The organism is Cupriavidus sp. 05N40 (genome assembly GCF_056397305.1).
The window spans coordinates 1-12,272 of the sequence record NZ_JBFTND010000212.1 but is presented as its reverse complement, the minus strand read 5'-3'; the positions used below and the strand labels follow the sequence as shown (position 1 = coordinate 12,272).

Sequence of the window (12,272 nt, the reverse complement as noted above, 5' to 3'; positions counted from 1 at the left end):
GCTCAGGCTTGCTCGTTGAGCAGCACGCGGCAGCGGATAAAGGCGCTTTCCTTGCCGAGTGCGGCGACCAGTTCGTCCGACGGCGCCTTGTCCAGGTCGGTCACCACATAGCCCATTTCCCCGCTCGTCTGCAGGTGCTGCGCCACGATGTTGACGCCGTCGCGCGCCAGCAGCGTGTTGAGCGTTGCGAGCGCGCCGGGCGCGTTGCCGTGCACGTTGAGCAGCCGCGCCGGCGAGGTCAGCGGACCCGGGCTCACCTCGGGGAAGTTGACCGCGCCGATGGTGTCGCCGGTGCGCAGGAAGGCGATCAGCTTGGTGGCGACCTCGGTGCCGATATTCTCCTGGGCTTCCTCCGTGCTGCCGCCGATATGCGGCGTCAGGATGGCATTGGGCACGCCCTGCAGCGGGCTGTCGAAGCGGTCCGCGTTGGTCTTGGGTTCTTGCGGGAAGACGTCGATGGCCAGGCCGGCGATATGGTTGTCGTCGCAGGCCGCGCGCAGCGCCTCAATATCCACCACCGTGCCGCGCGAGGCGTTGATCAGGATCGCGCCGCGCTTGAACTGGCGCAGCACCACGGCGTCGATCATCTTCCTGGTCTGGGCCGTGGCCGGCACGTGCAGCGTCACGATATCCGCATGTGACACCGCATCCGCCAGCGAGCGCGCCGCGCGCGCCGAGCCGAGCGACAGCCTGGCCTGCACGTCGTAGTACACCACGCGCATGCCCATGGCTTCGGCCAGCACCCCGACCTGCGAACCGATATTGCCGTAGCCGATGATGGCGATGGTCTTGCCGCGCGCCTCGAACGAGCCCGTGGCGCCCTTGGCCCATTTGCCGGCATGCGCCAGCGTGTTCTTCTCCGGCACGCGGCGCAGCAGCAGGATGGCCTCGGCGATCACCAGTTCGGCCACCGAACGCGTATTGGAGAACGGCGCGTTGAAGACCGGCATGCCCGCGCGCGCGGCGGCATCCAGGTCGACCTGCGAGGTGCCGATGCAGAAGCAGCCGATGGCCAGCAGGTGCCTGGCCGCCTCGATCTCCGGCGCGCCGAGGTGCGTTGCGGAGCGGATGCCGAGGATCTGGTGCGCTTGCGGCGCTTGGTGCAGTTCCTCGCCGGCGAGCGCGCCGCTGCGGCGCTCCACGGTGACGAGCGCCTCCTTGAAGCGTTCTACGGCGGTGTCGTGGATGTTTTCAAGCAGAAGGGCAGAAGTCATGGCGATGGCAGCAATAGCAATGGCGAAGGGCGGTGGCGAAGGCGGCGGCGGCGCGGGGGAGGCTGCGCATGGCGCGCGCGGCGAAGGGCGCGGGCCGCGGGCGCACGGCGGAACGAGCCGTGCCATGGTAACGCAGGCAGCGCCGCCACACCGAACACCCACATTGGCGCCAATGGCAAATGCCGGACGCCCGACGGGGTGYGCCCATCCGTGCCTTGCCGCGCAGGATTGACAGCCAGTTCCGGGCGTGCGTACACTATTTCGGAACGATGTTCTGTCTAATAGAATATTGTGATGAAAACAGGACAGCCAAGACGCYGCGCAACGCAATGCGCGGCGCGGATCATCCCCGGAGACCTTGATGCACACCCGCTCACCCGCCCGCCTTCTCGCCGGCATCGCGCTGGCCGCCCTCACGGGCACCGTCAGCATTGCCTCCCGTGCCGACACCTGGCCCGACAAGCCGGTGCGCATCGTGGTGCCGTACTCGGCCGGCGGCACCACCGATTTCGTCGCGCGCCAGGTGGCGCAGAAGCTCACCGAGAGCACCGGCAAGTCCTTCTTTGTCGAGAACAAGCCCGGCGCCAGCGGCACCATCGGCACGCTGCAAGTGGCGCGCGCGGCCCCCGACGGGTACACGCTGCTGGCCAACGACACCACGTACACCATGCTGCCGTCGCTGTTCAAGACGCTGCCATGGGACTACAACAACGACCTGGTGCCCGTGACCACCTTCGCGCAGACGCCGGTGATCCTGATCGTGCCGGCCAACTCCCGTTTCAAGACATTGCAGGAGCTGATCGACTTCGCCCGGCAGAATCCCGGCAAGCTGAACTTCGGCTCCGGCGGTAACGGCAGTTCCACGCATCTCTCGGCCGAGGTCTTCAAGAAGGAGGCCAAGGTGTCGATCACCCATATCCCGTACAAGGGCGCGGGCAATGCGCTGATGGACCTGATCGCCAATAACCTGGATATCCTGATCACCGCCACGCCGACCGCCGTGCCGCAGATCAAGGGCGGCAAGGCGCGCGCGCTGGCCGTGACCGGGGCGACGCGCGTGCCCGCGCTGCCGGACGTGCCAACCTTTGCCGAAGCCGGCCTGAAGGACTACAAGGTGATCAACTGGTTCGGCCTGGCGGCGCCCAAGGGCACGCCGCCCGCGCTGGTGGCAAAGCTGCAGGCGGAGGTGAGCAAGAGCGTCAACAGCGCCGAGGTGAAGGAGCGCCTGGCCAGCCTGGGCGCGCAGCCGGGCGGTATCTCACCGGCCGATTTCGCGCGCCGCATCAAGGACGACACGGCCCTGTGGACCCGGGTGGCGAAGGCCGCCGACGTGAAGGCGGAGTAGGCGGAACGCGGCCAGATGGCGACCAGATTGCGGCCAGATGGCGGCCAGATGGCGGCCAGATGGCGGCCAGGTCGCGACAGGAACCCGACAAGAACCCGATAAGGAACGACCATGTATTTCAGAACCGTGCCCAGGGAGATCCCGCTGCAGGTCTTCTCGTCCATGCCCGCCCATTTCCGCAAGGCCGGCGTGCGCTCCGAGTGGGCCGATGCCAACAAGGGCGGGGCCTGCATCGACAGTTTCCTGGAGGGGCCGGTGTTCGATGCAGCCGGCAACCTTTACGTGACCGATATCCCGTTTGGCCGGATCTTCCGTATTTCCCCGGCGGGCGCGTGGTCATTGGTGGCCGAATACAAGGGCGAGCCCAACGGCATGAAGTTCCTGAATGCGCGCGAGCTGGTGGTGGCGGACTACCGCAACGGCCTGCTGCGCGTGCAGGTCGAGACGGGCGAGGTGACGACGCTGCTGGGACGGCGCAACGCCGAGCAGTTCAAGGGCGTAAACGACCTGGTGATCGCCCGCAACGGCGACCTGTATTTCACCGACCAGGGCCAGACTGGCCTGCACGACCCCACCGGGCGCGTCTACCGCCTGCGCGCCGGCGGACAGCTCGACCTGCTGCTGGGCAATGTGCCCAGCCCCAACGGGCTGGCGCTGTCGTGCGACGAGAAGGTGCTGTTCGTGGCGGCCACGCGTGGCAACTGCGTGTGGCGCGCGCCGCTGCAAGCGGACGGCAGCGTGTCCAAGGTGGGGCAGTTCTTCACCTTCTACGGCACCAGCGGGCCGGACGGCATGGCCATCGACGGCCGCGACCGGCTGTTCGTGGCGCATGCCAGCCTGGGCTGCGTGTGGGTGCTCGGCAAGCGCGGCGAGCCCGAGGCCATCCTCGCCAGCACGGCGGGCGCCACCACCACCAACCTGGCCTTCCAGCCCGGCACCCATAAGGTGTTCGTCACCGAATCGGAAACCGGCTCCATCCTGTGCGCCGACCTGGCCGAGGCCGGGCTGGCCGGCTGAGGCTCACTTCGGCAGCAGGTCCTGCAGGTCTCGCAGCGTCGCGCCCCCGCTGGGCACGCCCGGTACGGCGGCGAGCGGGCCGGCGCCCTGGCTGGCGGCCGGGGCAGGTGCCGCCGCGGGACTGGCGGCGCTGACCGGCGTGCCGTGCGCGATGACCGGCACCGCCGACGGGTCCAGCCGGCCGTTCTGGCCCAGCGCGACCTGGCCGCAACCGCTCAGGAAGCCGTCCTTCTTCAGGCTGTTGGTGATGTCGATGGCAAGCACCGCCGCGCGTTCCTCGATGGGGATCGCCTGGGCGCCGCGGCTGAACGAGTACTTGCCCTTCCACACCGCGCGGTTCTGCATGGCATCGGTCAGCGTGGTGCCGTAGTTGATCGACATGCGGTTGCCGTAGGCGCCGATCACACCCCCGCCATTGGCGATGGTCAGGATGGAATCCGCCCGGAAGCCGCGCATCTTGTTCGTGAGGGCGGACGAGTCCAGCTCCAGGCCCGATAGCTCGTCATAGGCCGCTTCCACGCCACACTGCTTGGCCAGCTCGCGGAACTTGGCGGCGAACGCCAGCGAGAAATCGTTGTTCCAGCCCATGCCCGTCGTGCCCACCACATACATGCGGGCGGGCTTGCCGTTATAGTCGGTGGCGCGGGTAGAGACGGCGACGGTCGCCGGCGCGCACCCGCCCAGCAGCAACAGGACGGCAGCGGCGGCAGCGGTGCCAATACGGTATGTGTGGTTCATGCTCGTCGTTACTTCACATAGGAAAAGTAGTAGGGGCTGGAGACGGACCGCATCACGTAGCGCCCGTTGCCTTCGGTCAGCCGGTAGCAGGTTTGCATGCTGCTGAACCTGGGGTCGCCCATTTCGATGCAGACCTGACCGGCCTCCTGCTCGATGCGGTAGCGGCCGGGCGAAGTGCCGCGGCTGACCGAGTTGGTGACATCGAGGCTGCCGCCTTCGCGGATATCCATCCACAGCGTGACACCCGAAGGCGCGGTGGCGTTGATGCGGCCGAGATGCGCGAAGTGCGCGGCCAGCTCGGCGCCGGTGAGCTGCCGGTCTTGCGCGCCGGCCGCCGGCTGCGGCGCCGGAGGCCGTGCTTGCGCGGCGGGCGCCGGGGGCGCTGTCTCGCTGCGAAAGCGCTGCAGCGCCAATGCCGACCTGGCCGGCACCTCGCCGATCCATTGCGCGGGCACGGCGAAGTTGAGGTTCTGCGCGTCGGTGCGCATCAGGTAGGTGATGCCGATCAGCTGGCCGTCGGCATTGAACAGGCCGCCGCCGCTGGACCCGGGCGAGATCGGCGCGGTGGTCTGGATACGCACCACGCGGCCGTTGGCGTCCTTGTTCAGGGAGGAGAGCAGGCCGTCGCTGAGCGTCAGCTCAAAGCCGCGCGGCGCACCGATGGCATAGACTTTCTGGCCCACCTTGAGCGACGCGAGCGGGGCGATCTTCACGGGCGGCGCGCCCAGCCCCTTCGCCTGCAGCACGCACAGGTCGCGCTCCACATCGGCATGCACCAGGCGCGCGACGTGCATGGTGTTCTCGCGCCGGATGCCGATGGACTTGCCATTCTTGAGGACATGGCAGTTGGTGACCAGTTCTTCCGGGCCGGTGACCACCGAACTGCCCAGGCCGATCGTGCCGCCCTGCGCGTCGAACACCGTGACCACCCAGATGCTTGGCGACTCCCGTTCATACAATTCCGCCGAATCCAGCGCAAGGCCGGAGAGGGGGATGCCGGCAGTCAAACACGAAATTGCGACGTAACCCGCGATTTTTTTCGCCCGACCCATGATGTTGTTGTTGGTGACTGTTTTCTTGCCGGATTCAGCCGCTGCCCGGGCTGTCCGGTCTTTCCCGGCCTGCTTTGCAGACGCTGCAGGCGATCTGGCCGGGGCTGCCTATCATAAACGTTCCGCCCGCCGCGCTAAAGCTTTGTGGCTGCCAGCCGACAATTAACGGGCAGGAATATCCCCGGGTGGTGCCGCGGCTTTTCCGGCCGGACTGCCGGCATCCTCGCCACCCGCCCACCCAACCGCAACCTGGAACAGGACAATTCATCCATGGATACCTCCATCGTCAGCGCGGCGAGCAACCCCGGGACCGACCCGGTCAGCTTGCTGATGCTGCGCAAATCGCTTGACCTGCAGGCCAACAGCGTGGCCACGCTGATGGCATCGGCGGCGCCGGTCGGCGTGCCCGCCAGCAACCCCCCGCATCTGGGCCAGAACATCGACATCAAGGTGTGACAACGGGGCAGCCCGCGTCCGGGGTGACCCCGGGCGGGGGCTGTCTATTTCGGGGTGCCGGCGTGCCGGCGCCGTTCCCGTTCATGCGGTAATCTCCACCATCCCGTCACAATGGCGCGGCCGCTTTCATCGAACGGGAACACACGAATGAACGTACTGATATTCGGCGCGACCGGCATGGTCGGACTGGGCGTGCTGCGCGAATGCCTGCTGGCCGAAGACGTGGCGCGCGTGCAGACGGTAGGCCGCACGCCGACCGGCCAGCAGCATCCCAGGCTGACCGAACTGGTGCATGCGGACCTGCTGCACTACGACGGGATCGAGCCGGCGCTGACAGGTTTCGACGCGTGCTTCTTCTGCCTGGGCGTGTCCTCGGGCGGCATGTCCGAAGCCGAGTACACGCGCGTGAGCTACGACATCACGCTGGCCGCCGCGCAGGTRCTGGCCCGGCTCAACCCGCAGATGACCTTTGTCTATGTTTCCGGCGCGGGGACCGACAGCACGGAGAAAGGGCGCTCGATGTGGGCGCGGGTGAAAGGGCGTACCGAGAACGCGTTGCTGAAATTGCCGTTCAAGGCAGCGTATATGTTCCGCCCGGGCGGTATCCAGCCGTTGCACGGCATCCGTTCCAAGACGGCGGCCTACCGGATTCCCTACATGATTGCGGCGCCGGTGCTGCCTTTGCTGCGGCGCTTGTTTCCGGCTTATCTCACTACTACCGAGCAGGTGGGGCGTGCCATGCTGATTGTGGTGCGGAGGGGGTTTCCTCGGGGGGTTGTCGAGGCTCGGGATATTGATGGTATGCGGTAGTTTTTGCTTTTTTTTGGCTTTTTTGGGCTTGGCGGCTTGAGTCTCATTTGGCGTTTATGCGTATGAGGGTGTGCTTTGCGTCTCTGGGCCTAGCGGCGCGGGCTTGGTAGCCCGTTCGCACACATGTAAGTGTCACTTTTCTTTTCTCGAAAAGAAAAGTAACCAAAAGAAAGCGATTCTTGCAGAAGGCTGGGCGCTCAGATTTTATGGGTGGTGGTGGTTTCGTGGTGGGTCTCATGGCTTTGGCTGGGCTGCTGGCGCTACCGGTTTGCTCGCCTGCGGCATCGCGGGTGGCGTTCGATTCGTGGTGGCGCTGCATGATGGCGTTGGCCCAGGTAGTTCAGGCTGCTGCCGCGACCGGGGTGGATGGGCGCGTCATAGGAACGGCGCTCGATTCGTGGTGGGCGCGGTGACCCCTGTTTGAGCTCGGTGCYTCATAGCTCGGACCTGTCAGAAATTTTGTGTTTGGGGCATAACATGTCGCCACCCGGTACACCCGGTACACCCGGTACACCCGGTACACCCGGTACACCCGCGCACCGGTCCACCGCGCCCACCACGAAACCAAGAGGGTGCTATGTCGTGGTCGCTTAAGCCGGTRACGGCAGATGGCCGAACAAGCAGTGCGCCCGCCATCATAGGTCTGACCCCGAAACCACTGTCGCCCGCAAGATCGCGGCCGCCCGCCCCGGTAACGGCAGGATGCAAGCAGAACCAAGAACCCCACGACGAAACCAGCAACACGAGAAACCCCAAGGTTTCTGCCCCTGCCGGCCAGGCAGCCCGCTTTCTTTGCCTACTTTCTTTTCGGGGAAAAGAAAGTAGGTCGCTCCGGGGGAGCGAAAGCCTTTGAATTTGACTTTGAATTAGCCTTTGACTTTGAATTAGCCTTTTACTTTGAATGAGCCTTTGGCTTTGAATTAGCCTTTGACTTTGTCTTTGAATTTAAGCCTTTAAATCCAACGCGAAAAAACGAAATGACACTCACCAGAATACCCAAACCTAGGCACCAATCATCCCATCTTAAACACTATCCCCGCGCCCGCCCCGCCAACACCTGACTCAGCCCCAGCCCAGCCACGGCCGACAAGGCCGAAAACAAAAACACCGAGCTATAACCCGCATGGCTGGCAATCACCCCGGCCACCGGCCCTGTCACCCCCAGCGACAAATCCAGAAACAGCGCATAAGCACCCAGCGCCGAACCGCGGTTGCTGGCCGGCACCAGCTTGACCGCTTCCATGCCCAGCGAAGGAAACACCAGCGCAAAGCCGAATCCGGTAACGGCCGCGCCGGCCAGCGCCATGGCCGGGGAGTCCGCCATCCAGATCAGCGCCAGCCCGAGCGCTTCCACCGCGAACGAGCACAGCGCCACCCGGTAGCCGCCAAAGCGGCCGATGCTGTCGGCCAGCAACAGCCGCGCGACGATGAAGCTCACGCCAAGGCTGGTCAGCGCAAGCGCGGCATGGTCCCAGCCATGGCTGGCGTAGTACAGCGTGACGAAGGCCGTGATGGTGCCGAAGCCCACCGAGCCCAGCGCCAGGCACAGGCCGAACGGCGTCATGTGGCGGAACACGGTGCGGAAGGGCATGCGCGCGCCCTTGACGGTGGGCACCGCCGTCTTGCGGCGCGCCAGCGCGAACGCGGCCGCCGCCAGCGCGGTGGTGGCCAGGCCCAGCGTGGCGAAGCCCCAGTGTTTGTCGAGCAGCACGCCCAGCGGCGCGCCCAGCCCCAGCGCCCCGTAGGTGGTCATGCCGTTCCACGAGATCACCTTGCCGGTGAAGCGCGGACCCACGTCGCCGATGCCCCAGGCGATGGTGCCGGTGGTGACCAGGCTCTCGCCCGCGCCCAGCACCAGCCGCCCGGCGAACAGCCACGCCAGGCTAAGCCATGGCGTGCCTGCGAATGTGCTGGACAGCATGACCAGCAGGCCGCTGCCGGCGCACAGCGCGAGCCCGAGCGTGACGGATTTCTTCGGGCCTTGCAGGTCGCACAGGTTGCCGGCCCAGGCCCGGCTGAGCAGCGTGGCCAGGTACTGGATGCTGACCGCGAGGCCGGCGACCACCGTGCCGTAGCCCAGGTCGCCGTGCACGAAGCCGGGCACCACCGCCAGCGGCAGCCCGACGGTCAGATAGGCGATGAAGTTGAAGAAGACGATGGCGACGATGCGCCGGCTGATGCTGCCTTGACGGTGTTCCCCGGACGGGGCGGCGAGCGTCGGACTGTTTGCGGACATGCGATGCGGGGCGGAATGGCGATATGACGGAACAACGGGGTCGGCACAGGCGGGTCCATCGCGCGGCGGCGGCCGGGCAACGGGCTGTGGCGGGGAAGGCGGCTTGGGCTTGCCGGCGGCTACTCGCGTCGCGCGGTGGACGCGGCAAGGCGGGGGCGGCGCGGCTTCAGGACTGGCAAGGACATGGCAGGGCGGGCGGTTGGCCGGCGCTTGTCCCCAGATGCGGGCCGGTGAAAAGAATCCGCCCGGTCATGTGCGATCGCGCCGGGCTGGTATCGCGATTTTAAGCGTCTGTTTAGTTCGTGTAAATCGGCAACGGGATTTACCGTTGCATCCATGCTCGAACCCGAGCCGGTCCGGTGAAAAAGTTATCCATGAGCATCTTTTTCTTGCCTGGCGCGCATTGCGGCGGCCCGTGCACGTAGGTCGCGGGAGGCGGACAATGGCCGCTGGCTGTGCAAGGTGTCTTCTCCGTGGATGGCTGACCCAATGAAAGGACCGATCATGCAACTCGGAATCGTGGGGCTTGGGCGCATGGGCGCGAACATCGCAAGGCGGCTGCTGCGCGGGCAGCACGAGGTCGTGGTGTACAACCGCAGCGCGGACAAGGTGCAGGAACTGGTGAGCGAGGGCGCCCGCGGCGTTTCCAGCATCGAAGACCTGGTCGGCAAGCTCGAGGCGCCGCGCGCCGTCTGGGTCATGCTGCCGGCCGGCGAGCCCACCGAGCAGATGATCGCGTCGCTGGCCGGCTTGCTGGCGCCCGGCGATGTGATCATCGACGGCGGCAATACCTTCTACAAGGACGACATCCGGCGTGCCGGCGAACTCGCCGGGCGCCAGCTTCACTACATGGATGTGGGCACCTCCGGCGGCGTGTGGGGGCTGGAGCGGGGCTACTGCCTGATGATCGGCGGCCCGGCCGAGGTGGTGGAGCGGCTCGATCCGCTGTTCGATGCCCTGGCCCCCGGCTACGGCACCATTCCCCGCACGCCGGGGCGCGATCCGGCCAGGAGCCGTGCCGAGCGCGGTTATATCCATGCCGGCCCGGCCGGCGCCGGGCATTTCGTCAAGATGGTCCACAACGGCATCGAGTACGGCCTGATGCAGGCCTATGCCGAGGGCTTCGACATCCTCAAGACCCGGTCCTCCGGGAGCCTGCCCGAAGCCGAGCGCTTCCAGATCGACCTAGCCGACGTGGCCGAGGTCTGGCGGCGCGGCAGCGTGGTGTCCTCCTGGCTGCTCGACCTGACCGCGCAGGCGCTTGCCGGCGACGTGGCGCTGTCGCGCTTTCCCGGCGAGGTGGCCGACAGCGGCGAGGGCCGCTGGACCATCGACGCCGCGGTCGAGCAAGCCGTGCCGGTGCCCGTGCTGTCCAGCGCGCTGTTCGCGCGCTTCCGCTCGCGACAGGACCATACCTACGGCGAGAAGCTGCTCTCGGCCATGCGCTTCGGCTTCGGCGGCCACGTGGAATACGTCAGCGGCGGCGACGCGGAGAAGACGTGATGGCGGCCGCCGCGAAGGAGGCCGCCGGGAAGCCCCGCGCCGGCGCCCGGCGTGGCATGCAGAAGGTCCCCAAGCCGCCGCCGGCCACGCTGTTCCTGTTCGGCGCGCGCGGCGACCTGGTGCAACGCCTGCTGGTGCCTGCGCTCTACAACCTGCGCCGCGACGGCTTGCTGTGCGATGGCCTGGACCTGGTCGGCGTGGACCACAATCCCATGACCGATGCCGCCTTCCGCGCGCGGCTGGCGCAGGGCATCCGTGCCCGCGCCCGTCCCGGCGGCGAAGGGGGGCCACAAGACAAGGACAAGGGCGGCGCAGCGGCCAAGGTCTTTGACGCCGGGATGTGGAACCCGCAGGCCCGCCGCATCAGCTACCTGCAAGGCGATTTCCTCGACGACCGCACCTACGCCGCCATCGCCGCGCGCATCAAGGCCGCCGCCACGGGCAACGCGGTGTTCTACCTGGCCACCTCGCCACGCTTCTTCGGCGAAGTGGTGGACCGGCTCGCGGCCGCCGGCCTGCTCAAGGAGTCGGCCAGCGCCTTCCGGCGCGTGGTGATCKAAAAGCCGTTCGGCACCGATCTCAGGTCGGCGCAGGCGCTCAACGCGCGCGTGCTGCGCGCCATGCGCGAGGAGCAGGTCTACCGCATCGACCATTTCCTCGGCAAGGAGACCGTGCAGAACATCCTGGTCAGCCGCTTCGCCAACGGGCTGTTCGAAGCCTTCTGGAACAACCATTACGTGGACCACGTGCAGATCACCGCCGCGGAAACCGTGGGTGTGGAGCAGCGCGGGAATTTCTACGAGCACACCGGCGCGCTGCGCGACATGGTGCCCAACCACCTGTTCCAGCTGATGGGGCTGGTCGCCATGGAGCCGCCCGCGGCCTTCGGCGCCGATGCCGTGCGCGCCGAGAAGGCCAAGCTGATCGGCGCCATCCGCCCGCAGACGCGCCAGGAAGCGCTGGCCAGTTCCGTGCGAGGCCAGTACCGCGGCGGCACGGTGGCGGGGCACAAGGTGCCCGCTTACCGCAGCGAGCCCGATGTGTCGCGCGACAGCCGCACCGAGACCTATGTCGCGCTCAAGCTGATGGTGGACAACTGGCGCTGGGACGGCGTGCCGTTCTACCTGCGCACCGGCAAGCGCATGGCCGTGCGCGACACCGAGATCGCCATCTGCTTCAAACAGGCGCCATCCTCGCTGTTCCGCGATACCCGCGTGGACCGCCTCAAGCCCAACTTCCTCACCATCCAGATCCAGCCCGACGAGGGCATGTGGTTCGACTTCCAGGCCAAGCGCCCGGGCCCCGCGGTGGAGATCGACAACGTGCAGATGGGCTTTGCCTATTCCACCTTCTTCAATATGCGGCCGTCGACCGGCTACGAGACGCTGATCTACGATTGCCTGATCGGCGACCAGACCCTGTTCCAGCGCGCCGACAACATCGAAAACGGCTGGCGCGCCGTGCAGCCCTTCCTCGATGCCTGGCAAGACGCCGGGAAGGGCGCCACCGAGGTGCAAGGGTACCGGGCCGGCAGCGACGGCCCGCGCTGCGCGGATGCGCTGCTCGCGCGCGACGGCCGCAGCTGGCACAGGGCTGGCCCGATGGCTGCGCCAGCCTGATCCGGCACATCCCGCGTCGGGGTGCCAGTCCGTGCGCCTCGCGCCCCTAAATTTCTGGCCGCCGCCGCCGTTAGCCAAGACAGTGGCCCGTCATTGCAGCGTCGTCGCTCCGCACCGGCGCCAAAAGCGCCGCCGGAGCCGCGCTGCGGCGGGTCCAGGGACACGATCAACACCGCGCGGCACTTGCCCGCGCCTTGGCCGGACAAAGGAAGCGTATGAGCAGCGCGATGAGAGACATCGACGAACGGACCAACCTGACCAATAACAACCAGTTAACCAGTT

The 12,272-nt window shown here is 66.9% G+C and carries 10 protein-coding genes; 6 read left to right on the top strand and 4 right to left on the bottom strand.

The genetic code is table 11. The features are described from left to right. Window positions 1-2 precede the first annotated feature (2 nt). Complete coding sequence (serA, locus tag AC1DO7_RS33910) at window positions 3-1,214, bottom strand: phosphoglycerate dehydrogenase (protein WP_441616696.1); 1,212 nt, start codon at window positions 1,212-1,214, stop codon at window positions 3-5. A 361-nt stretch (window positions 1,215-1,575) separates the two neighbouring features. Here serA and AC1DO7_RS33905 point away from each other — a divergent pair, with 361 nt between their 5' ends. Next, on the top strand, window positions 1,576-2,559 hold the full coding sequence (locus AC1DO7_RS33905) for a Bug family tripartite tricarboxylate transporter substrate binding protein (RefSeq protein ID WP_477117094.1): 984 nt from the start codon (window positions 1,576-1,578) through the stop codon (window positions 2,557-2,559). Between the two features lie 111 nt (window positions 2,560-2,670). After that, window positions 2,671-3,576, top strand: coding sequence for an SMP-30/gluconolactonase/LRE family protein (locus AC1DO7_RS33900; protein WP_441616700.1), 906 nt, complete (start codon window positions 2,671-2,673; stop codon window positions 3,574-3,576). A gap of 3 nt (window positions 3,577-3,579) precedes the next feature. Here AC1DO7_RS33900 and AC1DO7_RS33895 read toward each other — a convergent pair whose 3' ends face one another. Both AC1DO7_RS33895 and AC1DO7_RS33890 read right to left on the bottom strand, forming a co-directional pair. Further along, window positions 3,580-4,314 (bottom strand): hypothetical protein, encoded by a 735-nt coding sequence (locus tag AC1DO7_RS33895; RefSeq protein ID WP_441643335.1) that lies wholly within the window; start codon window positions 4,312-4,314, stop codon window positions 3,580-3,582. Between the two features lie 8 nt (window positions 4,315-4,322). Next, complete coding sequence (locus AC1DO7_RS33890; protein WP_441616704.1) at window positions 4,323-5,273, bottom strand: S1C family serine protease; 951 nt, start codon at window positions 5,271-5,273, stop codon at window positions 4,323-4,325. A gap of 363 nt (window positions 5,274-5,636) precedes the next feature. Here AC1DO7_RS33890 and AC1DO7_RS33885 point away from each other — a divergent pair, with 363 nt between their 5' ends. Together AC1DO7_RS33885 and AC1DO7_RS33880 are read left to right on the top strand one after the other, a co-directional pair. Further along, window positions 5,637-5,822 (top strand): YjfB family protein, encoded by a 186-nt coding sequence (locus tag AC1DO7_RS33885; RefSeq protein WP_441616706.1) that lies wholly within the window; start codon window positions 5,637-5,639, stop codon window positions 5,820-5,822. A 147-nt stretch (window positions 5,823-5,969) separates the two neighbouring features. Next, window positions 5,970-6,632 carry an NAD(P)H-binding protein gene (locus tag AC1DO7_RS33880; protein ID WP_441616708.1) on the top strand — a complete coding sequence of 221 codons (663 nt, stop codon included), beginning with the start codon at window positions 5,970-5,972 and terminating at the stop codon, window positions 6,630-6,632. A 1,030-nt stretch (window positions 6,633-7,662) separates the two neighbouring features. Here AC1DO7_RS33880 and AC1DO7_RS33875 read toward each other — a convergent pair. Next, window positions 7,663-8,868 (bottom strand): MFS transporter, encoded by a 1,206-nt coding sequence (locus tag AC1DO7_RS33875; protein ID WP_441616710.1) that lies wholly within the window; start codon window positions 8,866-8,868, stop codon window positions 7,663-7,665. A gap of 393 nt (window positions 8,869-9,261) precedes the next feature. On the opposite strand from AC1DO7_RS33875, the gene gnd reads away from it, so the two are divergent. Together gnd and zwf are read left to right on the top strand one after the other, a co-directional pair. Beyond that, window positions 9,262-10,371 (top strand): phosphogluconate dehydrogenase (NAD(+)-dependent, decarboxylating), encoded by a 1,110-nt coding sequence (gene gnd / locus AC1DO7_RS33870; RefSeq protein ID WP_441650019.1) that lies wholly within the window; start codon window positions 9,262-9,264, stop codon window positions 10,369-10,371. Between the two features lie 56 nt (window positions 10,372-10,427). Next, window positions 10,428-11,990, top strand: coding sequence for a glucose-6-phosphate dehydrogenase (gene zwf, locus AC1DO7_RS33865; protein WP_477117093.1), 1,563 nt, complete (start codon window positions 10,428-10,430; stop codon window positions 11,988-11,990). Window positions 11,991-12,272: the final 282 nt, after the last annotated feature.